The following is a 22,171-nucleotide window of genomic DNA, read 5'->3' as shown; positions in this document are numbered from 1 at the left end:
GGTCAGCCGGCGTCGTTCGGTCGTCGCCCGGCGAGGTCGCCCTCCGCCCGGAGCAACGCCAGTTCCTCCGCCAGCTTCCGGGTGCGTTCCTCCAGCCGGGACAGCTCCCACGACACGTGGACGGCCACGAGGAGCAACAGGGTGATCGCGGCGAGGAACAGCGTCGCGGGGCCGTAGTCGATCCCCAACCACAGCGACACTCGGTCGAGGATCGCTGGGGAGATCGCCAGCGCGACCATGACGAGACCGACCGACAGCCACAAGAAGGCGTACTTGGCCCGCAGCTGCCGGCGTCGCACCAGCCGGAGGATCATGGCCAAGCTGCCCAGCGTGATCAGCGACACCAGGACGTGCGCCCCCGCGCTCATACCGTGGCCTCCTCGCCGTCGGCGCCTACGAGGTGGGCTTTGACCGCGGTCGCGATCGTACGGGACACCCCCGGCGTCTCCATCAGATCCTCGACGCTGGCGTGTCGTAGCGCCCTGACGCTCCCGAAGCGCCGGAGGAGGGCACGGCGGCGGGCTGGCCCAACGCCGGGGACCGCGTCCAGCTCCGAGGTGGTGACGGTCCGCCGGCGCCGGATCCGGTGGTAGCTCACTGCGAACCGGTGCGCCTCGTCGCGGACGCGCTGCAACAGGAACAGCGCCGGGCTGCCTCTCGGCACGACGATCGGCTGGTGGTCGCCGGGGACGTAGAGCTCCTCGTACCGCTTGGCCAACGCCGCGACCTCGATCCGCTGCTCGATCCCCAGGTCGCGCAGGGCGGCCAACGCCGCGTTCAGCTGCCCGGGGCCACCATCGACCAACACGAGGTTGGGCGGGTACGCGAACCGCTTGGGAGCGTCCGCCGACGCGGCCTCATCCTCCAAGAGCCGCGCGAACCGACGTCGGATCACCTCCCGCATCGCGGCGTAGTCGTCGTTGCGGTCGGCACCCACCTTGAAGCGGCGGTACTCGGACTTCCTCGGCAGGCCGTCCTCGAACACCACCATCGAGCCGACCACTTCCGTGCCACCGAGGTGCGAGATGTCGAACGCCTCGATCCGCAACGGAGCGTCGCCCAGCCCGAGCGTCGCCTGCAGGTCGCGGAGCGCCTGGGACCGCGCGTTGAAGTCCTGGGCACGCTTGAGCTTGTGCCGCTGGAACGCTTCCCGCGCGTTGTCGCGGACCGTCTCGAGCAAGGCCCGCTTCTCGCCGCGGCGCGGCACATGGAAGCCGACCTTGCTGCCACGGAGCTCACCGAGGAGCGCGCCGACCGCGTCCTGGTCGGCTGGTCGGGTCGGCACGAGCACGAGCGGGGGGACGTCGTCGCGGCGCTCCTCGTACAGCTCCAGGAGGAACGACGTCAGCAGCTCCGCGGTGTCGAGCTGCTCGACCTTGTCCACGGTCCAGCCCTTCCGGCCGACCACGCGCCCACGCCGCACGAAGAAGACCTGCACCGCAGCCTCGAGGTCATCCTCGATCAGGTCGACCGCGTCGAAGTCCTCCCGGCGGCTCGACACCATCTGTTGTTTGGCTAGGACGGTCCGGGCCGCCATCAGCTGGTCGCGGAGGCGTGCCGCGGCTTCGAAGTTCAGCTCGTCGGCGGCGGTGCGCATCTCGCGCTCGATCCGCGCGAGCGTCTGGTCGCTGTCTCCGTCGAGGAACGCCGCGAGCTGACCGACCAGCCGTCGGTGCTCTTCCACGCCGATGTGACCCACGCAGGGAGCCGCGCACCGGCCGATGTGGTAGTAGAGACAGGGCCGGCCGCTGCGCTGAGCACGGTCGTAGACGCCTTGCGAGCAGGAACGCACCGGGAAGACCCGCAGCAGCAGGTCGAGGGTCTCGCGGATCGCGTAGGCGTGTGCGTACGGGCCGAACCGGCGGTCGCGCGGGTTGCGGGGGTTGCGCAGCACCCGGGCGCGTGGCACCTCCTCAGACGTGGTCAGGGCCAGGTAGGGGTAGCTCTTGTCGTCGCGGTACCGGACGTTGTAGCGGGGACGGTGCTCCTTGATCAGGTTGTACTCGAGGTGCAGCGCCTCGACCTCGTTGTCCACGACGATCCAGTCGACGCTGCGGGCGGCTTCGAGCATCGCCTGGGTCCGTGCTGCTATCTGCTGCCACGACTGGAAGTAGCTGGCGAGGCGCTGCCGAAGCGACTTCGCCTTCCCGACGTAGATCACACGGCCGTGGTCGTCGCGGAACAGGTAACAGCCCGCCGCATCGGGGATGGCGCCGGGCTCGGGGCGGAACGCCAGAGCAGGGTTGTCCACGCGCTCGAAGATACGCTGCGCCGCCGTGGACCGCTCCCGTGCCGCCGCCTGCCTGCACGCGGCGGTCCTCCTGGTGGCGGTTCCGGCGCTGCTGTGGGTCAACCGGCACCAGTGGTTCGTCGCCGACGAGTGGGACTTCCTGGTCGACCGCCGAGCCGACTCGCTCGATAGCCTCCTGCAGCCCCACAACGAGCACTGGTCGACGCTGCCCATCCTGGTGTACCGGGCGTTGATCGCGACGGTCGGGCTGCGGTCGTACCTGCCGTACGTCACGATCGCGTTGCTGACCCACCTGGTGGCGGCTCACCTGCTGTGGCGCATCATGCGACGCACCGGGACCGACCCGTGGATCGCCGCAGGGTTGGCAGCTGTGTTCACCGTCCTGGGTGCCGGCCACGACAACCTGCTGTGGGCGTTCCAGCTGGGTTTCAACGCCGCGCTGGCGTTGGGGCTGCTGGCCATCATCCTCGTCGCCGACGACCGGGGACGCCGCCACATGGCTGCCGCGGTCACGGCGGTCGTCTCGCTCCTCACCTCAGGCGTCGCGGTCGTGATGGTCGGGGTCGCGGGGCTGGCTGCGGCGCTGCGCGGCCGGGTGCGCACGGCTGCGTTGGTGGTCACCCCGGCCGCGGTGGTGTACGTCGTCTGGCTGGCCGGGTACGGGCAGCAGGGTCTCGGCTCGCACGCACACATCGCGCAGCGCTCGATCGGCGGGGTCGCCCGGTACGTCTGGGTCGGGATGGCCGGGACCGCCGAGGAGGTCACGGGGCTGCACGGTTGGGGCGGACTGGTGCTGCTCGTCACGGCGGTCCTGGCCGCGTACACCGCGCGACGCCGGGCCGCGTCGTGGGCGGTACCCGTGGCCATGGTGGTGGGGGTGATGACGCTGTTCGCGCTGATCGGCGTCGGGCGGACCGGCGCCGGGCTGTCATTGGCCCGCTCCCCGCGCTACGTGCACGTGGCCACCGGCCTGCTGCTACCGCTGGCCGGGCTGGCGCTGACCGGCCCAGCCGCCGGGAGTTCCACACGGCGGGTCGTGGTCATGGTGCTGCTCGCGGCGCTCACCTGGCGGAACTGGTCCCTGCTGGTCGACGCCGCCCGTATCACCGGGGAGGACGAGCAGCACCTGAAGGCCCACATCCTCGCCGCAGCCGAGCTGGTCGAGTCCGGCGCCCCGCTGGTTTCCGCCCAGGTCGCCTCTGGCCTCCCCAACCTGCAGGTCCCCGAGTTGGGTGCTCTGGCCGCACGCGGGGCGCTCCCGGAGCCCGATCGGCTCAGCCGCGTCGCTCGGCTGGAAGCCGCGGCCCACCTGCAGATGGACCTCACCGAAACCCCGGTGCACCCCCCAGCCCGCCCGCCCTCCGTCGAGGTGACCGGGGTGTCGTTCGGGACCGTCCCGCCGGTCCGGGGCGGCTGCATGACCTTCGCCGCCGGTCACCACACGCAGATCGCGTTGACCTTCCCGGGCCCGGCCACGGTGCGGCTACGGACCAGCCACCCGGGCGACCTCGTCGCCTACCTCGCCGATGCCGACGGCCACGGGGTCCGCCGGCCACGCGTCTGGCCCTTCCCGGAGGACACGCCGCACTTCCTCACGGTCACCCGCCCCGACTCGACGGTCTTCCTCGAGGTCCCGGCCGCGGACCGGGTCCAGGTCTGCGGCGTCGCGCCGTGAGGTGGCCCATGCCGCGGTGGCACGTCGCCGTCATGCTCGCCATCGTGCTGGTCGGCCTGGTCCGCGGGTTGTTCTGGGTGACGGTCGTGGAGATCACCAGCCCGATCGACGAGGCGCAGCACATCGATTACGTCATCTCGCTGGCCACCCGGGGCCGGCCACCGATCGTGGGGGCCGACACCCTGCACCCGGATCTACTCCGCCTGCTGAAATCAGCTCCGACGTGGACGGTCGGCCGGATCCCGGTCTCGGTCGAGGAGCCGGCCGGTTGGGCGGCGGTCGCACAGTCCTACGAGGGGGTGCAGCCCCCGCTGTACTACGCCGTCCTGACACCGGTGTACCTCGCGCTCCGTGACGCCGGGATCGCACCGGTGGTCTTCGCGCTCCGTCTCGCCTCGCTGGTGCTGGCACTGATCGCCGTCCCCCTCACCTACGTCCTCGCCCGCGAGCTCTTCCCGGAGCGCCCCGAGGTGTGGCTCGGTGGCCCGCTGCTGCTCGTCTTCGTGCAGGGGTTCAACGCCAACCTCGCCACCGTCAACAACGACGCGCTGATCGTCCCGCTCGGTGCCGCCACGCTCATCCCGGTCGCCCGCGCCATCCGCCGTGGCATCACCTGGCGGCAGGCGCTCGCCACGGGGACGTTGTTCGGTCTGGGGTTGCTGACCAAGGCCACGGCGGTGGGGCTGGCTGTGGTCGTGGCGCTCGGTGCGCTGATCGTGGCCGTGCGCCAACGTCCGCCGGTGCGCATGCTGGTCGGCTGGCCCGCCGCCGCGGGGGGGATCGCCGCCGTCCTGATCGCCCCCTGGGTCGTGTGGAACCTGATCGTCTACGGCGCGACCAGCGGCGCCGTGCAGGCCCACGCGATCACCGGCGCGTTGCAGGTCAGCGCGCCCGTGACCACCCTGGCCGGTCTGGCCAAGCACGTCGAGGCCGCGTCGCTCGGCTTCTGGGACATGCAGCTCCTCGCCCCGGCGTGGAACGCCTACACGCTGCGGTGGACGGCGGTGTTCCTCGCCGCGGTGGCCGGCGGCCTCACGGTCACGCTGATCCGCGGCCGGCGGCGGGAGGCCGCCCGCCTGGGATGGCTCGCGGTCGCCACGCCAGCGGCGTTCCTCGGGATGCTCGCCGTCATCGTCGCCGCGTTCGGTGGGGTCGGGTTGATGGTGGGCCGACACCTGTACGGGGCGCTGTGCGCTGCGGTGCTGGCGGTGGCCGGCGGCGTCGGACTCGCTCTGCCGGCGCGCTGGGCGGCGGTGACGCTGCTCGGGGTCGTCGCGTTCGTCACCGGGGCGGAGCCGACCAGCGTGCACCGCTACCTCGACGCAACGTACGTCCGTGGTGTGGTCGCGCCCGATCTCGCCCCGGTGGTCGATCAGACCTGGAACGACGAGTGGATCCCCGGTGAACCGATCCGGCTGTCGGCGCCCTGCCGGTCACCGGCGTTCACGCTGACGTTCGAGGAGCGCAACCCCACCGTCCTCACGGTGGCGGGCGGGGGGTCCGCGCGACGCGTCGAGGAGGTGCGGCACCCGATCGGTTTCACGATCTCGCGGTACCGCTTGGACGCTCCGGCCACCGACGCCATCATCGAGGTCCCGCCGTGGGCGCACCTGGGCTGGTCGCGGGGCGATCGCACGCCGCACCTGGAGATGGTCCACCGCGGCGGCGACCCGGTGGGCCAGATCCTGTGTCCCGTGGACGACCCCGGACCGGTGCGCTTCGAGCAGACCTTCGACCGCTACCACCCCGACGCGATCGACTACGGCCCGGTGCGCGCCTGGCCGCTGCTGTGGGTATGGGCGACGCGCGCGGCGGCTGTCGGCGCGCTGCTGGGTGCGCTGGTCCGGGCGGGGCGCCGCCGCAGGTCGGGATCGGCTACGTGAGCAGGTCGCGGAGGAACTTCCCCGTGTAGGACGCGGACTCGGCCGCGACGTCCTCGGGGGTTCCGGCGACGACCACGTTCCCGCCGCCGAGACCACCCTCAGGTCCCAGGTCGATGATGTGATCGGCCGTCTTGATCACGTCGAGGTTGTGCTCGATCACGATCACGGTGTTGCCCTTGTCGACCAGCCGGTGCAGGACGTCGAGCAGCCGCGCGACGTCGGCGAAGTGCAGCCCGGTGGTGGGCTCGTCGAGGATGTACACGGTCTGGCCGGTTGCACGTTTCTTCAGCTCCGAGGCCAGCTTGACGCGCTGGGCCTCACCGCCCGACAGCGTCGTGGCGGGCTGACCGAGGCGGATGTAGCCCAGGCCCACATCCGTCAGCGTCTGCAGGTGCGCCGCGATCGCCGGGATCGGCTCGAAGAATCCCAGCGCCGTCTCGACCGTCATGTCGAGCACCTCGGCGATGGTGCGGCCCTTGTAGTGCACCTCGAGGGTCTCGCGGTTGTAGCGACGACCGCGGCAGACCTCGCACGGGACGTACACGTCGGGCAGGAAGTGCATCTCGATCTTGATCGTCCCGTCACCGCGGCACGCTTCGCAGCGTCCCCCTTTGACGTTGAAGGAGAACCGGCCGGGCTTGTAGCCACGCAGCTTCGCCTCCCGCGTCGCTGCGAACAGCTTCCGGACGTGATCGAACACGCCGGTGTAGGTGGCCGGGTTCGAGCGTGGCGTCCGTCCGATCGGTGACTGGTCGACGACCACGACCTTGTCCACGCGGTCGAGACCGGTCACGCGGCGGTGACGACCGGGAGCGTCCCGCGACGCGTAGACGTGTCGCATCAGCACCCGGGCGAGGATGTCGTTCACGAGCGTGGACTTCCCGGATCCCGACACGCCGGTGACGCAGGTGAAGGTGCCCAGCGGGAACGACACGTCGATGTCGTGGAGGTTGTGTTCGCTGGCTCCGACCACCGTCACTGCCCGGTCGTGGTGGACGCGGCGGCGCTGGGTCGGGGTGGCGATCGACAGCTGACCAGACAGGTACCGCCCCGTGATCGACCCGTCGTGCCGCAGCAACTCGGCCAGCGTCCCGGAGTAAACGATCTCGCCGCCGTGTTCGCCGGCGCCCGGACCGATGTCGACGATGTGGTCGGCGGCCTCGATGGTGGCCTCGTCGTGCTCGACGACGATCAGCGTGTTCCCCAGGTCGCGCAGGCGGAGCAGCGTCTCGATCAGGCGGGCGTTGTCGCGCTGGTGCAGCCCGATCGATGGTTCGTCCAGGACGTACAGGACGCCGACCAGACCGGCGCCGATCTGTGTCGCCAGTCGGATCCGCTGCGCCTCTCCACCCGACAGCGATCCGGCGGGACGGTCGAGGGTCAGGTACTCCAGGCCGACGTCGAGGAGGAACCGCAGCCGCGCCCGGATCTCCTTCAGGACCCGAGCGGCGATCAGCTGCTGCCGCTCGGTCAGCTTGAGGTCAGCGACGAACTCGTCGGCTTCAGCGACCGACAGCGCGGCGAGTTCGGCGATCCCGATCCCGGAGACGGTCACCGCCAGCGCGAGCGGCTTCAGGCGCTGCCCGTGACACGCGGGGCAGGCGACCTCACGCATGTACTGCTCGACCTGTCCGCGGACGTAGTCCGAGTCGGTCTCGGCGTGGCGGCGGAGCAACGACGGGAGGACGCCCTCGAAACGAGCCTTGTACGACCGTCGGCGCCCGTAGCGGTTCGTGTACTGCACGTGAACGCGGTGGTCGAGCCCGTGCAGCACCGCCCGGCGGACACGCGCAGGGAGATCCTTCCACGGGGTCGTGGGGTCGGCGCCCCGATCGCGGATCACCGACCGCAGCAGCTGCTCGTAGTAGTTGCTCTGGTGGCCGCCGGCCCATGGCAGGATCACGCCGTCGGCGATCGACATGCTCGGGTCGCCGACCACGAGCTCGGGGTCGACGCTCAGCTGCGTCCCCAGTCCGCCGCACTCCTCGCATGCCCCGTAGGGCGAGTTGAACGAGAAGTTGCGGGGCGCCAGCTGATCGAACGAGAGCCCGCACGCCGGACAGGCGAGGTGCTCGGAGAACGTCAGGATCTCCGGTTCGCCGCCGCCCTGGTCGGAGGGAACGATCTCGATCATCGCGACTCCCTCCGCCAGGTGCAGGGCGGTCTCGATCGAGTCGGTCAGGCGCCGGCGCAGATCGCCCTTCTGCACCAGGCGATCGACCACCACCTCGATCTCGTGCTTGCGTTGCTTGTCGAGCTTCGGCGGGTCGTCGAGCGGGTGAACCTCGCCGTCGACCCGCACCCGGGCGTAGCCCTGCCGCGACAGCTGCTGGAACAGGTTGGCGTACTCGCCCTTGCGGCCGCGCACGACCGGGGCGAGGACCTGGAAGCGTGTCCCCGGCGGGAGCTCGTGGACCTGGTCGACGATCTGCTCCGCCGTCTGACGCGAGATCTCCCGACCGCAGTCGGGGCAGTACGGTGTTCCGATCCTGGCGTACAGCAGCCGCAGGTAGTCGTAGATCTCGGTGATCGTCCCGACCGTGGACCGCGGGTTGCGCGAGGTCGACTTCTGGTCGATGGAGATCGCCGGGGACAGCCCTTCGATGAAGTCGACGTCCGGCTTCTCCATCTGACCGAGGAACTGCCGGGCGTACGCAGACAGCGACTCGACGTAGCGTCGCTGTCCCTCGGCGTAGATGGTGTCGAAGGCGAGGCTGGATTTGCCCGAACCCGACAGGCCAGTGAACACGATCAGCGCGTCACGGGGTAGCTCGAGGTTGATGTCCTTGAGGTTGTGTTCGCGGGCACCGCGGACGGTGATCACCCCGTGCGAGGCGTGCTCGATCACCTGCTCGCTGGGCACGGTCGGACGTCTCCGGGGTTGGTCGACAGAGTTCGCGGGATCGTTCCGAGAGGTGCCGATGGTATCGCAGGGGACGGTACGCGAAGCGAACCGGTGTTCGGGGCTCGCGGCCTCTACAGTGGCGCGGGCACCTCCGAGGAGGCAGTGTTGGGTGACGCCTACTCCGGTCACGTCGATCCTGGCGGCGGGCCGGTCGAGCGCCGCGACGGACGTCTGCTCGTGCGCAAGCTCTCCGTCGGTGAGATGGACAACAACGTCTACGTCGTCGCGGACGTGTCCACCGGCAGCGCCATGGTCGTGGACGCAGCAGCCGACGCGGAGCGCATCCGCCAGGCGGTGAGCGACCTCGAACCCCTCGCCGTGCTGCAGACCCACGGACACTGGGACCACGTCCGGGCGTGGCCCGACCTGGCGGCGGATCCCGGCTTGGACGTCTGGGGACACGCCAACGACCGTCCGCTGTTCCCGCGTGAACCCGACCGGCTGCTCGAGGACGGCGACCACCTCGAACTCGGAGGCATGCACGTGGAGGTGATCCACACGCCCGGTCACACTCCCGGGAGCATCAACTTCCTGGTCGACGCTGACGAGCGGCCGCACCTCTTCACGGGCGACTCGCTGTTCCCCGGCGGCGTGGGGCGGACCACACCCGAGACGTTCCCTCAGCTGTTCAAGAACGTCAAGGAGAAGCTGTTCGCGCGTCTCCCGGACGAGACGTGGGTGTATCCCGGACACGGCGACGACACCACGCTCGGCCGCGAGCGGCCGCATCTCGACGAGTGGCGGGCGCGCGGCTGGTGACCTCTAGCGGCGGTGCGTGCCGCGCGCCGGTATCCCGCGGAGCGTTGACCGCCGGTGATGGCCCTCGCTCGCCATCGAGCCGGTGGCGCACGCTGCGCTCACGTCACCGTGCCCAGGGAACCCCGAGGACGATCACGATGATCGCAACGAGGAACGCCGCCCCGACCGTTCGGTACGCGTCGCCCGGCACGTCGCTGCGCCGCGCCCGGACGAGACCTGCGTGGACCAGGCCGAGCCCGGCGATGCTCATGACCGGGTGGATCACGGCGATGAACAGGCCTTGTCCCCATCCGGCGTTCACCAGGTACAGCAGGATGCCGAGTGTCACCTCCACGTCCACGACGATCGCTGCGGCCACGAACACGCGCGGTTCGAAGCGGCGATCACTGGGCGCACGCAGCAGCGCGTACGCACCGCCACCGATGAGGCCCGCCACGACGAACCAGCGCAACATCGAGTGGACGCTGACGAGGAGGTCGGACACGGTCGGCCTTCCGCCCGGTGGGGACGGGCGGGAGCGTAGTGACCGTGGCAGGGCCCCGGCGTGACCGGATGCAGCGCCGCTACTCGGGTGGCGTGTCCCAGTCGTGGACGTCCTTCCCGGCCTCGTTCGACAGGATGTCAAGCGCGGCGGTCGCTCCTGCGCCCGCGGAGATCACCGCCTGGCTGCGGTGCGGGCGGACGATACGGCCGGCGGCGTACAGCCGGTCCACTGAGGTCGCCTGGTTGGCGTCGACCGTGACCGCACCGTCCGTGATGTCGGCGCCGAGCTCCTGGGCGAGGGTGACCGACGCGCGTGCTCCCGCCAGGATGACGTAGTCCGCCTCCTGCTGTGCTCCCCCGTCGGTGTGCACGACGAAGGCCCGCCCGTCGCGGCCGATCGAGGCGACCTCGTCCTCGCGCAGTCGCGCACCGAAGCGCTCGACCTGTCGACGGGCGATCCCCTGGAACTCCGTCCCGGCGATCTCCTCGATCCCGAGGTAGTTGTACAGGTACGCGTAGTGCATCGCCGTCTCATCCTGGGCGAAGACGACCACGTCCTGGCCGTTCTTGGCCAGGAACAGTGCGGCGCTCAGTCCCGCGGGTCCGTCACCGACCACCACCACCGTCGCCATGTCGCTCCTTTCGCACCCGCTGAACGTAACCGAGGACGGCGTTGATAGCCGGCTGTGATGGGCGAGTCCGGCGCTGTACCGTGCGCCGCCGAGGCCGGAAGAGCGCCCCGAACTGTCCGCCTCGTGCCCGCCTGTCGTCCGGTCAGGGAGTCTGCGGCCAAGATGCCCGGAGCCAAGATCGTTCCCGCCGCGGTGTTCGCCGGTGTGGCGGTCACCGCCCACAACGTCCGCCAGGTGCTGCGACTGCGCCGCGTCGCCGACGTCCACGACCACCAGCTTCGTCACGACACCGTGGTCGGCGCCGGTGAACCGCAGCTGCGCGTCGCGGTCCTCGGCGACTCATCGGCGGCGGGGTTCGGTCTCGACGATCCGGAGCTCGCCTACCCCTACCAGCTCGCCTCCCGCCTCGGGCAGCTGCTGGGGGCCAGCGTCCGCGTGGCGTGCGTGGCCGAGCGCGGCGCACGCCTGCGCGACGTGATCGATCAGCAGGTCCCCAAGGTGGCAGACATCGACCCGGATCTGGTGGTCATGTCGGTGGGTTCCAACGACGCGTTCAGGCGGCGCCTGCCCGGTCAGGTCGCGGCCGACACCCGTGAGCTGTTGGAGGCCGTCCGCGCCGCTGCCCCCGACGCCCAGGTGTTCCTCGGCGGGCCGACGGATCTGCGCCACGCTCCCGGGTTGCCGCGTCCGTTGAACGTCGTGGTGGGGGTGGCCTGCCGCGCGGTCGCCGCGACACAGCGGTCGGTCGCCGACGAGTTCGGGATCCCGTTCGCAACCCTGCCCGAGCAGTTGGATGGCGACTTCGGCCCCGATGGCTTCCACGGCGGCGCGGCGGCGCATGCTCGGGCGGCCGATATCACCGTGTCGGCGCTCCAGGTCGCGGGGCGAGGCAGCGCCCTCTCCCGGCTGTGAACCGCTACCAGCTCTCACGCCGCGGACGACCCTCGGTGAAGCCGGCTGCGGTCTGAACGCCGACCACGGCACGCTCGTGGAGTCCCTCGAGGTCGCGTGCTCCGGCGTACGCACAAGCGCTGCGCAGTCCCGCCACGATCAGGTCGATCAGGTCTTCGACGCCGGGCCGGTCAGGGTCCAGGTACATTCGGGCGGTGGAGATCCCCTCCTCGAACAGTCCCTTCCGAGCCTGCTCGAACGGGCTGTCGGCCATCGTCCGGTTGCGGACCGCCCTGGCCGATGCCATCCCGAAGCTGTCCTTGAAGAGGCGGCCCTCCTCGTCGCGGTGTAGGTCGCCCGGTGACTCGTGCGTGCCCGCGAACCACGATCCGATCACGACGTTGGACGCCCCGCCGGCGATCGCCAGCGCGACGTCTCGTGGATGGCGGATGCCGCCGTCGGCCCAGACGTGGCGGCCCAAGCGACGTGCCTCTGCGGCGCACTCGACCACCGCGGTGAACTGCGGTCGGCCGACCGCGGTCATCATGCGGGTGGTGCACATGGCGCCCGGCCCGACGCCCACCTTGACGACGTCCGCGCCGGCGTCGACGAGGTCGCGGACCCCCGATGCTGTGACGACGTTGCCGGCCACGACCGGACCCGGGGGGTCAAGGCCGCGCACGGTCGCGAGCGCATCGAGCATCTGTTCCTGGTGGCCGTGCGCGGTGTCGACGACGACCACGTCGACGCCGGCTTCCACGAGGCCCTTGGCTCGCCCGCTGACGTCTCCCGTGATGCCAACGGCCGCGGCGGTCCGTAGGCGGCCGTCCGCATCGAGCGCCGGCTGGTAGAGGCTGGCGCGGACCGCGCCCTCCCGGGTGAGCAGCCCCACCAGCCTGCCGTCGGACCCGACCACCGGCGCTAGGCGGCGACGGGACTCGTACAGGATGTTGAACGCGTCCGGCGGCGCGACGGAGTCGGGGATGGTCACCAGATCCGTCGACATCACGGCAGCCAGCTGCGTGAACCGGTCGACGCTGTCGCAATCCGCCTCGGTCACCACCCCGACGGGGCGGTCGTTGTCGACCACGACGACGGCACCGTGTGCCCGCTTGGGGAGGAGGTTGAGCGCGTCAGCCACCGTGTCGGTCGGCCCCAGTGCGATGGGGCTGTCGCGAACGACGTGGCGGTCCTTGACCCAAGACACGACGTCGGCGACCACATCGACGGGGATGTCCTGGGGGATGACCACGAGACCGCCGCGACGGGCCACGGTCTCGGCCATGCGGCGCCCCGCGACGGCGGTCATGTTCGCCACGACGATCGGGATGGTCGTCCCGCTGTCGTCGTGCGTGGCGACGTCGACGTCCAGCCTCGACTCCACCGCCGAGCGGTTGGGGACGAGGAAGACGTCGTCGTAGGTCAGTTCGTGAGGCGGTAACGCCCCGTTCAGGAACCGCACGGATCACCTCGGGCGGGGTTTCAGACTCCCCGTTCGCTCCTGCGTCACGGTACCGACGCCCCGGGCGCGTTCGTCGACGGGTGGCCGCTCAGACGCTGCGAGCGAGCGCCACGGCAAGCGCCGACTGGAGCGGCCCGCCGCGATCAACCACGCAGCGCGACCACCGCCCGCAGACGTGAGACTCAACCGCTCCGCGGAGCCGAGTCAGGAACCGCCCGGTAGATGCGTCACACACCTTGACCGCCTGGCCGCGCGAGAGGCCCTGCAGCACCGTGTCGCGAGCGAACATGGCTCGACCGCCTCTCCCTGGCGGTTGCCGAGCGAAAGGACGACACCGTGAGACTCAAGCAGATGGTCAAGGCCGCCGTCGCCGCCGGACCGTTGCTCGCAACTATGGCGACGCCCGCGTCGGCGTGCTTGTGCACGCCGAACAGCGACCAAGCAACGATGAGCAGCGAGCAGATCGACGAGGGTCCCGTTTGTTCAGGGCCGGACGCGCCGTTCGACGCGCTGCAGTCCGCCGACGCCCGCAACGCCAACGACCGTGGCTTCAGTTGCGATCCCATGTGCGACGCCGGCAACAACCCCACCGACGAAGACGAGTGAGCCGTTCCGCCCCTGGGCTGGCGTCGCCGGCTCAGGGGCGAACGCCTCCGTTGACCCCGAAGCTCGATCGGCGCCGCACGGCCACCTGCGACGCTCTGTGGCCGACGGGGCGGTGGAGACGCTGCACACGACGGCGTGTTCGGACGGGGCTTCTCAGTCCCGCACGGCGACGCACTGGACGTGGGGCAGGATGGGGTAGCCGTACCACTCCGGTTCTTCGAAGCTGAAGCCGGCAGCTTGCACAGCGGCGAGGGTACGGCGGTTGGGTCGGCAGCCCCCGTTCCACCACGACCAGGGCCCCTCCACCAGGTCCTGGACCTGGGCGAGGGCGTCGTCGGTCGCCCGCACGTGCTCCATCAGCAACAGGCGTCCTCCCGGTCGCAGCACCCGGCGCAGCTCCGCGACAGCGCGGCCCAGGTCACCGACCGTGCACAGGACGAGGGCGACGATGGCAGTGTCGAACGAGGCCTGCGGGAAGGGCAGCGCGTCGCTGACCGCACGGACGAACCGCACTGGCACCTCGCCGTCCTGCGCCCGCTCCTGCGCCTGGCGCAGCATCCAACGGTCAGGCTCCACGGCGATCACCTCGGTAACAGCGGTCCGGAGGTGCTTGAAGCTCTCCCCCGTACCAGCGCCGAGGTCGAGCACACGTCCCGACGCCTGCGCGACCAGCCGTTGGCGACGCTCCCCGATCTCGCCACGCTCGGCCCGACGCGCGCGCCGGCCGTAGCAGCGAGCGAACAGACGGCGGTTGCGCCCAACAGCGGCGCGTACACCGATCGCAGCCCCTGTCAGCCCTGCGATCGCCAAGAGAGTCCCGGATGCCGGGTTGATCTGCTTCTCCTCCCCCGGCGGGCGCCTGATCCCATGAGCGAACTTACATCCGCACCGAGCGAGCCAGGCGCGTGAGGCCAGACCCGCTCAAGACGCGAGGTCGGGCGGGATCGCGGTACACGCCCGCGACAACGGACTGGGAACCAAGACGGACACGCGGACGCCGGGCCGTCACACGTTGGCGACGTCCATCGCCTTCAGCTCCCGTTTGAGTTCGGCGAGTTCGTCCCGCAGCCGGGCGGCGTACTCGAAGCGCAGCTCCCCGGCGGCCTCGTGCATCTCGTCGGTGAGCCGCTGGATCAACGCCCGTAGTTCGTCGCGGGGCAGCTCCGTGGCGTCGGGCTCGGTGAGACCGCCGCGCCGTGGCCGTTCCACCGCCGTGTAGGCGCGTCCCGCTTCAGCCGCCCGGGCGGCCTGGATGATGTCACCCACGCGTTTGCGGATCGTCTGGGGATCGATCCCATGCTGACGGTTGTACGCCAGCTGCTTGTCGCGTCGGCGGTTGGTCTCCTCGATCGCGGCACGCATCGCGTCGGTGACGGCGTCGGCGTACATGATGACCTGGCCGTGGACGTTGCGGGCGGCCCTCCCGATGGTCTGGATCAACGACGTCCCCGAGCGCAGGAAGCCCTCCTTGTCGGCGTCGAGGATCGCCACCAGCGACACCTCCGGGAGATCGAGGCCTTCGCGCAGCAGGTTGATCCCGACGAGCACGTCGAACTCGCCCATGCGCAGGTCGCGGAGGATCTCGATGCGCTGCACCGTGTCGATGTCGGAGTGCAGGTACCGGACGCGGGTCCCGTTGTCGAGCAGATAGTCGGTCAGGTCCTCGGCCATCTTCTTGGTCAGCGTGGTGACCAGGACGCGCTCGTCCTGCTCGACACGCGCCGAGATCTCGTGCATCAGGTCGTCGATCTGCCCCCGGGTGTCGCGGACGACGACCTCAGGGTCGACCAGCCCGGTGGGGCGGATCACCTGCTCGACGAAGGTGGTGCACTCGCGACGTTCGTACGAGCCGGGCGTGGCCGAGATGAACAGCCGCTGACCGATCCGGTCGAGGAACTCGTCGAAGCGCAGCGGCCGGTTGTCCAGCGCGGACGGCAGCCGGAAGCCGTGCTCGACCAGCATCTCCTTCCGGGAACGGTCGCCCTCGTACATCCCGCCGATCTGCGGGATCGTGACGTGCGACTCGTCGGTCATCAGGACGAAGTCCTCGGGGAAGTAGTCCAGGAGCGTGTAGGGCGGCGTCCCCGGCGCGCGACCGTCGAAGTGCCGCGAGTAGTTCTCGATCCCCGAGCAGAAGCCGACCTCGCGGATCATCTCGAGGTCGTAGTTGGTCCGCATCCGCAGGCGCTGCGCCTCCAGCAGCTTGTTGTGGTGCTGCAGCTCGGCCAGTCGCTCGTCGAGCTCGGCCTCGATCGTGGCGATGGCGCGCTCCACGTGCGCCGCTGACGCCACGTAGTGCGACGCCGGGAAGACCGCGAACTCCTGCAGCTCCCCGGTCACCTCCCCCGTCAAGGTGTTCAGCCGGGTGATGCGGTCGACCTCGTCACCGAAGAACTCGAAGCGGACGGCGAGCTCGTCGTCGGTGGGGAACACCTCCAAGGTGTCGCCCCGGACCCGGAAGCTGCCACGGACCAGGTTCAGATCGTTGCGGTGGTACTGCAGGTCAACGAGCTTGCGCAGCGCGGCGTCGAGCCCGTGGTCCGTCCCTCGGCGGAGCCACAGCACGTGGTCGCGGTACTCGGCAGGAGATCCCAAGCCGTAGATGCATGACACCGACGCCACCACGACGACGTCCCGGCGCGACAGCAGCGACATCGTCGTGCGGTGACGCAAGCGCTCGATCTCGTCGTTGATCGACGAGTCCTTCTCGATGTAGGTGTCGGTCTGCGGGATGTACGCCTCGGGCTGGTAGTAGTCGTAGTAGGACACGAAGTACTCGACGGCGTTGTGCGGGAAGACCTCGCGGAACTCGTTGGCGAGCTGCGCCGCGAGGGTCTTGTTCGGGGCGATCACCAGCGTGGGGCGCTGCACACGCTCGATGACGTTGGCTGCTGCGAACGTCTTCCCCGTCCCGGTGGCGCCGAGGAGGGTCACCGCCTTCTCCCCCGCTAGGAGCGCCTCGGCGATGGCCTCGATCGCCGCCGGCTGGTCGCCGGACGGCGTGAGGTCGCTGACCACCTGGAAGTCGGGCACGTAGACGCCCTCCGGAGCTCGGTGCGAGCGCGACAGCGCCCGACCCGAGCGTAACGTCGCCCCGCCCGGCCGCCTTCCCGGCGTCAACGCACAGGGGCAGGGTCGAACCAGTACCGCTGCAGCGCCTCCGCGACGGCCGGGGCGCGATCACGGGCCTGCGCCAGCAGCTCACGGTCGGTGATGAAGCCCAGTCCTGCCCGGTCGACGATGCCGGCGAGGAACCCCACCAGCTCGTCGCGGCCGGCGGCCTCCTCGGCGGCCAGCCACCCCTGCGGCGCACGGGCGTAGACCAGTGCCCCGTACGCCTCGGCGCTCTCGAACTCGCCGAGCGGCTGTGCGGGCGGCTCGTCCTGCAGTCCGGCGTCGCGGGCGAGCTCGTACCGGCGGACGAACGCTCTGTCGGCCAGCTGAGCGGCGACGTCCTGCCCGTAGGCGTCAGCGTAGAACAGGTAGGCGCAGTACTGGGCGAGGGACTCGTCGACCACCGGGGCGGACACCGACCCGTTCCCGACCAGCGCGTGCCACCACTGGTGGGCGACTTCGTGCGCGACGATGTACGCACCGGAACGGACGTCCATCTGGTCGTAGAGATCCTCGCCGATCACGACCAGGCCCGGGAACTCCATCCCAGCAGCGCCGGCGGACAACGGGGCGGCCACCACGTCCACCTCGCGCCACGCCAGCGGGCCGAACCGCTCCAGGAAGCTGCGCACCGACGCGGCCGAGATGTCGAGCGCCTCATCCAGGCCACCCATCCCGGCAGGCCCCGACGCGCGGACCCGCACGGGTCCCACCGTGGCGCTGCGGCTCTCGAGCCGGTCGTAGGCGACGACGGCGACGTCGCGGAGCGCGACGCCTCTCGCCCACACGCACGGCTCCTCGCGGATGGTCCGCACCGCCGCGGGGCAGTCCTGCTCCTCAGCGCCGGTGACGATCTGGGCCCCACCGGTGTGGATCCGCAGTGACCACACCGCCGCCGGGAACGCACCCACGTCGCCGATCGGGATCAGCGGCCCGTCGTCGCCGGGAACGGTCAGCAGCGGGAGCCAGTGGCCCAGCACCGTGACCTGAGGGCTCCACGCCAGCAGCCCGAAGCCGACCGGTCCGCCGTCGTCTCGGATGTCGGCACGGTCGGCGACGCTGTAGCTGAGTTGGGCACGGAGCACCGTCGCGTCACCCTCCCTCAGCGGCGGGTCGAGTGGCACGAACAGTCGGGCGCCAGCCGGGTCGACGCCGCCTGCGACGTCGCTGCCGTCACGCCTGGTGACGATCTCCAAAGATGTCCCCGCGTCGGCGAGGGTGTCAGACGCCGGGAGGAGCCGCAGCACCAGTCGGTCGAGGTCACGGTCGGCCCGGAAGGCGACCACGACGTCGGCCTCGACCCGTCGGCGGCCTGGATCGAGCCGGAGGCTGCCCACGTAGACCGGCCGTTCCTCCGCCGGCCATGCGGGATGTCCCAGGTCGGCCCATGGTCCGCTCGCCGCCCGCAGGCCGGCGGCTAGGAGCGCGTCGCCACCGAGCGCTTCCGCATCAGCCGGCTCGTGCGGCAGGTCAGGGGTGGACCTGAACGGCGCTGTCGGCGTCGACTCCACGTCAGCTTCGGTCGCCGCCTCCTCGCGGGGATCCTCTGGTGCTCGGGTGCGCGAGATCGCGGTGGCAGAACCGACCAGCAGGATCGATGCCGCGAGCGCCGCCAGCGCCCGGATCATCCACGGCGGCGTCAACCGAGACGCTCTCGCCGGGCCAACGGGATCACCGACGGGAGCTGACGCAGGTCGGTGACCCGGGGCCCGTCGTGGTCGCGGCGGCGTGCCTGGCGGTCGACGAGCACGGCCGTCAAGCCGACTGCACCGGCCGGGTCGATGTCGTGGCGGAGATCATCACCGACGTAGGCGACGTGTGGTCCGGGCCGCTCCCCCAGCCGCTGCAGCACCAGGTGGAACACGGCCGGATCCGGCTTGGCGACACGCTCCTCGCCGGACACCACCACAGCATCGAAGCGGTCCGCGAGACCGGAATGCGACAACACCTCCCGGAGCGCGGGGCGGCTCCCCCAGTTGGACAGCAGACCGAGGCGGACGCCGCGGCGGTCGAGGTCGTCGAGGGCCTCGGCGACGTCCGGGTACGTCCCGTACGAGCGGTGGTCGATGAACGCGTCGAACACCTGCCACGGGAGGCCCTCGTCGTGCTCGATCCTCAGGTGGCCGAGGTAGCGGCGGTACAGGCCACGCCAGTACCGGCTCTCGGCAGCATCGTCACCTTCCCAGGGCGACGGCTCACCGCGGGCCCGCCAGGCATCGTGATGTTCGGCCCACAGATGGCTCGCCGCGGCGATGTCGTCGGCGTCGACGGTCACACCGGCGGCTGCGCACGCCCGCGCGAACACCCCGGCGAACGACGGCTCCGGGCGGACCAGGGTCAGGCCGGCGTCGAAGATGACGGTGGTGACGTTCACCCGTTGTCCGCTGCGGCGCCTGCCCGCAGGTCCTCCCAGACGTCATCCACCTGCGCTTCCAGCTGATCCAGGTCGCCGCTGTTGTCGATGATGTGCGTGGCGACTTCCCGGCGTTCGGCATCGCTGGCTTGCGCCGCGATGCGGGCGCGCGCATCGCGCTCGTCCATGCCCCGAGCGACGACCCGCTCGACGCGGACCTCCTCTGGCGCGGTCACGACGATGACGTCCCGGTAGCCGCGGTCGGCCTGCACCTCGACCAGGAGCGGGACGTCGACCACGACGACGCGGTCCGAGTCGGCGTGCTCAGCGACCAGCTCGGCGATGCGCTGGCCGACCTTGGGGTGCACGATCGCGTTGAGGTCGGCACGCGCGGATCCGTCGTCGAAGACGATCGCTGCCAGCCGGTCACGGTCGAGAGCGCCGTCCGGCCCGACCACCTCGTCCCCGAAGCGCTCCACGACCTGCTCGAACCCCGACGTGCCCGGCGCGACCACCTCCCGGGCGATGGCGTCCGCGTCGATCACCACGGCGCCGCGGTCGGCGAACATGCTCGCGACGGTGCTCTTCCCGCTCCCGAGCCCGCCGGTCAACCCCACCAGGTGCACGGCGGTCCAGCGACGTCAGGACTGCGAGCCGGCCTGCTCCTCCGGCGGCAGCTGTGGGGCCTCCTCCGGGGTCTCGGCCAGCGCCTCCTCGTCCACCTGAGCGACCGCCTTGGACGGCGCCTCGGGGCTTGCGGCGGGCGGCGGCGGTTCCTCCGCGGTGTCGGGGACCTCACCCGAGACGTCCCCGCCGGAGACGTCGGCGCTGGCGACGTCGCCGCCAGCGGTCGCGGCTTCCGTGGCCGCGGAACCCCGGGCCTGCCCGGCGAGCTCACCTTCCAGGGCGGGCTCGCCGGCCTCGGCGGAGGCGTCGCTCGGCGACTCCGCCAGGCGCGACGCGTCGGTGTCGCCAGGATCGGGTTGACGCTGCTCCGCCTCGGCGGTGCGCTGGTCAGCCGACGACGCGAACCCGGCCTGGCGCAGCTGGTCACCCAGTGCCGAGGTCGCCGGCGCCGCGCGCTCACCGGCCACGTACGCCGTCTCGGCCAGTGCGATCTGCTCCGGCGTCAGGGCACCCGGACCGGTCATCGTCCCCTCACGCGATGGGGCGGCGGCCTGCTTCAGCGAGAGGCTGATGCGCCGGCGGACCGTGTCGATGTCGATGACCTTCACCGCGACCTTGTCGCCGACGTTGACGACCGCCTCAGGCGCCTCGACGTGGTGCTCGGCGAGCTCCGAGATGTGGATCAGTCCCTCGATGCCCTCGGCGACCTTCACGAACGCCCCGAAGGGGACGAGCTTGGTGACCTCGCCCTCGACGTTGTTCCCGACCTGGTTCTCGCGGGCGAACTTCGTCCACGGGTCCTCCTGGGTGGCCTTCAGAGAGAGCGAAACCCGCTCACGTTCGAGGTCGACGTCGAGCACCTCGACCTGGACCTCGTCGCCGACCTCCACGACCTCCGATGGGTGGTCGATGTGCTGCCACGCCAGCTCGGAGACGTGCACGAGGCCGTCGACGCCGCCTAGATCCACGAACGCGCCGAAGTTCACGATCGATGAGACCACGCCCTTGCGGATCTCCCCCTTCTGGAGGCTGTTCAGGAACTCCTGACGGAACTCGGCCTGGGTCTCCTCCAGGAACTTCCGCCGTGACAGCACCACGTTGTTGCGGTTCTTGTCCAGCTCGATGATCTTGCACTCGAGCTCCGTCCCCACGTAGGGGTTGAGATCGCGGACCCGGCGCATCTCGACCAGCGACGCCGGGAGGAACCCGCGCAGACCGATGTCGAGGATCAGGCCGCCCTTGACCACCTCGATGACGGTGCCCTTGACCGTCTTGTCCTCGTTGAAGATGCGGTCGATGGTCCCCCACGCGCGCTCGTACTGGGCCCGCTTCTTGGACAGCACCAACCGGCCCTGCTCGTCCTCGCGGGTGATGACCAGCGCCTCGACGACGTCACCGACCTGGACCACGCTCCGCGGGTCGACGTCCTGCTTGATCGACAACTCCCGCGCGGGGATCACACCCTCGGACTTGTACCCGATGTCCAGGAGCGCCTCGTCGGGGTCGACCTTGACGACCACCCCCTCGACGATCTCACCCTCGTCGACGGACTTGAAGGTCGCCTCGAGTGCCGTGTCGAGATCCACGTCGAGATCGTTCTCGACGATCTGCTCCCCGGTCGAGGTCATCTCCCTACCGGGATCGTGCATGATCACCAAGCCCGAGGGATCAAGCGGCGTGGGGCTGGGCTGGCCGGGCGTGGCGGGGGTCGGGGTCTCCTGCTGCTGGTCCATGATGTTGGGGGGGTCTCCTGGTTCGATCGCTGGTCGGCGCCAGCCCGGTGCTGGCGCACCGCGGCCGGTCGCCTCGGACGCAGCCGGCTTCCTCGCTGCAGGAAGCGGAGACGTCGACGTGCGCGACCGGGTCGCGGCGTGGCGAGCGTCCCACCCCCGGCAACCGCTGTCAACGGCGGCGGGCGCTGGCGCGGCGCTCGACGCCGCCGAGGGTACCGCCGGACCCAACGGTACGCTCCGCCCATGCCGCCGTCGCCGCGACAACCGGGGATCGTCCCCGACGACCTTCCCAAGCGGGGCCTGTTCCGCGAGCCGATCCGCGTGGACGACGTGGAGGTTCTCCCCCTCGAGCAACTGGACGACGGGCGGCTACGCGTGACCTTCCGCATCCAGGTCCGCGACGCCGACGGTCGACCCTGCCCCGACCTGGCGGTCACCGCTCGGATCGCAGGCCCGGACCGGACCGGCGCGAAGATGGGCCACACCGACCTGTTCGGTCACGTGCGGTTCCGGATGGCCGGCCCTGAAGGCCGTTACCGGTTCGAGGTGCTCGACGTGGCAGCGGGTGCACTGGAACTCGAGCGCGGATCCGAGCTGGTCGTCGCGACCGCCGAGACGACCGCCTCGGTGCAGGGTTGACACACGGCGGCCCTTTCATGTGGCTTTCCGGATCCCACCGCAACCCTGCACGTCGCTGACCGCACGTGGTTGGGCCACTGCATCGTCGGCGAGTGCGGGCGCGTCCTCGTTCTCCACAGGAGATGAGCGCCATGGTCGGCGCCTGTCGCAGCCGCGTG

Annotated in this window: 18 protein-coding genes; 6 read left to right on the top strand and 12 right to left on the bottom strand. The window is 70.6% G+C overall.

Translation table 11 applies throughout. The annotated features are described in order from the left end of the window. Positions 1-2: 2 nt before the first annotated feature. Both M3N57_09645 and uvrC read right to left on the bottom strand, forming a co-directional pair. A complete protein-coding gene (locus M3N57_09645) occupies positions 3-368 on the bottom strand; it encodes a DUF2304 domain-containing protein (protein MDP9022935.1) in 366 nt (121 codons plus the stop codon). Continuing rightward, the gene (uvrC, locus tag M3N57_09640) at positions 365-2,251 is read right to left on the bottom strand and encodes an excinuclease ABC subunit UvrC (GenBank protein ID MDP9022934.1); all 1,887 of its coding nucleotides are present in this window, start codon (positions 2,249-2,251) and stop codon (positions 365-367) included. Before uvrC ends, M3N57_09645 begins: the two co-directional genes overlap by 4 nt. Before the next feature lie 25 nt (positions 2,252-2,276). Here uvrC and M3N57_09635 point away from each other — a divergent pair, with 25 nt between their 5' ends. Together M3N57_09635 and M3N57_09630 are read left to right on the top strand one after the other, a co-directional pair. After that, positions 2,277-3,926, top strand: a complete 1,650-nt coding sequence (locus tag M3N57_09635; protein ID MDP9022933.1) for a hypothetical protein — start codon at positions 2,277-2,279, stop codon at positions 3,924-3,926. A gap of 8 nt (positions 3,927-3,934) precedes the next feature. Continuing rightward, entirely contained in the window at positions 3,935-5,809 is a 1,875-nt protein-coding gene (locus M3N57_09630; GenBank protein MDP9022932.1) for a glycosyltransferase family 39 protein, read from the top strand. Here the strand turns inward: M3N57_09630 and uvrA are convergent. After that, positions 5,802-8,672: an excinuclease ABC subunit UvrA gene (uvrA, locus tag M3N57_09625; GenBank protein MDP9022931.1), complete on the bottom strand. Its 2,871-nt coding sequence runs from the start codon at positions 8,670-8,672 to the stop codon at positions 5,802-5,804. The genes M3N57_09630 and uvrA overlap by 8 nt on opposite strands. 144 nt (positions 8,673-8,816) lie before the next feature. Here uvrA and M3N57_09620 point away from each other — a divergent pair, with 144 nt between their 5' ends. Next, the gene (locus M3N57_09620; protein ID MDP9022930.1) at positions 8,817-9,473 is read left to right on the top strand and encodes an MBL fold metallo-hydrolase; all 657 of its coding nucleotides are present in this window, start codon (positions 8,817-8,819) and stop codon (positions 9,471-9,473) included. Between the two features lie 103 nt (positions 9,474-9,576). On the opposite strand, the gene M3N57_09615 is transcribed toward M3N57_09620, so the two are convergent. Both M3N57_09615 and M3N57_09610 read right to left on the bottom strand, forming a co-directional pair. Then, on the bottom strand, positions 9,577-9,957 hold the full coding sequence (locus tag M3N57_09615) for a hypothetical protein (GenBank protein MDP9022929.1): 381 nt from the start codon (positions 9,955-9,957) through the stop codon (positions 9,577-9,579). A 79-nt stretch (positions 9,958-10,036) separates the two neighbouring features. Beyond that, on the bottom strand, positions 10,037-10,588 hold the full coding sequence (locus M3N57_09610) for an FAD-dependent oxidoreductase (GenBank protein ID MDP9022928.1): 552 nt from the start codon (positions 10,586-10,588) through the stop codon (positions 10,037-10,039). A 162-nt stretch (positions 10,589-10,750) separates the two neighbouring features. Here M3N57_09610 and M3N57_09605 point away from each other — a divergent pair, with 162 nt between their 5' ends. Beyond that, entirely contained in the window at positions 10,751-11,500 is a 750-nt protein-coding gene (locus M3N57_09605) for a GDSL-type esterase/lipase family protein (protein ID MDP9022927.1), read from the top strand. Between the two features lie 4 nt (positions 11,501-11,504). On the opposite strand, the gene M3N57_09600 is transcribed toward M3N57_09605, so the two are convergent. After that, the gene (locus M3N57_09600; protein MDP9022926.1) at positions 11,505-12,941 is read right to left on the bottom strand and encodes a GuaB1 family IMP dehydrogenase-related protein; all 1,437 of its coding nucleotides are present in this window, start codon (positions 12,939-12,941) and stop codon (positions 11,505-11,507) included. 336 nt (positions 12,942-13,277) lie between these two features. Between M3N57_09600 and M3N57_09595 the strand changes: the two genes are divergently transcribed. Further along, entirely contained in the window at positions 13,278-13,547 is a 270-nt protein-coding gene (locus tag M3N57_09595) for a hypothetical protein (protein ID MDP9022925.1), read from the top strand. 153 nt (positions 13,548-13,700) lie between these two features. Here the strand turns inward: M3N57_09595 and M3N57_09590 are convergent, their stop codons facing one another. The 6 genes from M3N57_09590 to rpsA all read right to left on the bottom strand — a co-directional run bounded on the left by M3N57_09590 (position 13,701) and on the right by rpsA (position 21,269). Further along, positions 13,701-14,357, bottom strand: coding sequence for a methyltransferase domain-containing protein (locus M3N57_09590; protein MDP9022924.1), 657 nt, complete (start codon positions 14,355-14,357; stop codon positions 13,701-13,703). Positions 14,358-14,552: 195 nt separating this feature from the next. Then, positions 14,553-16,580: an excinuclease ABC subunit UvrB gene (gene uvrB, locus M3N57_09585; GenBank protein ID MDP9022923.1), complete on the bottom strand. Its 2,028-nt coding sequence runs from the start codon at positions 16,578-16,580 to the stop codon at positions 14,553-14,555. Between the two features lie 83 nt (positions 16,581-16,663). Continuing rightward, on the bottom strand, positions 16,664-18,289 hold the full coding sequence (locus tag M3N57_09580) for a hypothetical protein (GenBank protein MDP9022922.1): 1,626 nt from the start codon (positions 18,287-18,289) through the stop codon (positions 16,664-16,666). 11 nt (positions 18,290-18,300) lie between these two features. Next, positions 18,301-19,035: an HAD family hydrolase gene (locus M3N57_09575; protein ID MDP9022921.1), complete on the bottom strand. Its 735-nt coding sequence runs from the start codon at positions 19,033-19,035 to the stop codon at positions 18,301-18,303. After that, entirely contained in the window at positions 19,032-19,583 is a 552-nt protein-coding gene (coaE, locus tag M3N57_09570; protein ID MDP9022920.1) for a dephospho-CoA kinase, read from the bottom strand. The genes M3N57_09575 and coaE overlap by 4 nt, the downstream gene beginning before the upstream one ends. A 72-nt stretch (positions 19,584-19,655) precedes the next feature. After that, entirely contained in the window at positions 19,656-21,269 is a 1,614-nt protein-coding gene (gene rpsA / locus M3N57_09565; protein ID MDP9022919.1) for a 30S ribosomal protein S1, read from the bottom strand. Between the two features lie 348 nt (positions 21,270-21,617). Here rpsA and M3N57_09560 point away from each other — a divergent pair, with 348 nt between their 5' ends. After that, positions 21,618-22,013: a hypothetical protein gene (locus M3N57_09560; protein ID MDP9022918.1), complete on the top strand. Its 396-nt coding sequence runs from the start codon at positions 21,618-21,620 to the stop codon at positions 22,011-22,013. The last annotated feature ends 158 nt before the right edge of the window (positions 22,014-22,171 follow it).

This window comes from Actinomycetota bacterium, assembly GCA_030776725.1.
Classification (GTDB): Bacteria; Actinomycetota; Nitriliruptoria; order Nitriliruptorales; family JAHWKO01; genus JAHWKW01.
Note: the sequence above shows the minus strand (reverse complement) of the source record. Positions and strands in the feature narration are given on the sequence as shown.

What these genes read in the sequence shown, in the direction of transcription:
- M3N57_09610 (MDP9022928.1), bottom strand. Translation starts at nt 10,588, where the DNA reads ATGGCGACGGTGGTGGTGGTCGGTGACGGACCCGCGGGACTGAGCGCC.
- M3N57_09630 (MDP9022932.1), top strand. Translation starts at nt 3,935, where the DNA reads ATGCCGCGGTGGCACGTCGCCGTCATGCTCGCCATCGTGCTGGTCGGC.
- rpsA (MDP9022919.1), bottom strand. Translation starts at nt 21,269, where the DNA reads ATGACCTCGACCGGGGAGCAGATCGTCGAGAACGATCTCGACGTGGAT.
- M3N57_09605 (MDP9022927.1), top strand. Translation starts at nt 10,751, where the DNA reads ATGCCCGGAGCCAAGATCGTTCCCGCCGCGGTGTTCGCCGGTGTGGCG.
- M3N57_09580 (MDP9022922.1), bottom strand. Translation starts at nt 18,289, where the DNA reads ATGATCCGGGCGCTGGCGGCGCTCGCGGCATCGATCCTGCTGGTCGGT.
- M3N57_09560 (MDP9022918.1), top strand. Translation starts at nt 21,618, where the DNA reads ATGCCGCCGTCGCCGCGACAACCGGGGATCGTCCCCGACGACCTTCCC.
- M3N57_09645 (MDP9022935.1), bottom strand. Translation starts at nt 368, where the DNA reads ATGAGCGCGGGGGCGCACGTCCTGGTGTCGCTGATCACGCTGGGCAGC.
- coaE (MDP9022920.1), bottom strand. Translation starts at nt 19,583, where the DNA reads ATGTTCGCCGACCGCGGCGCCGTGGTGATCGACGCGGACGCCATCGCC.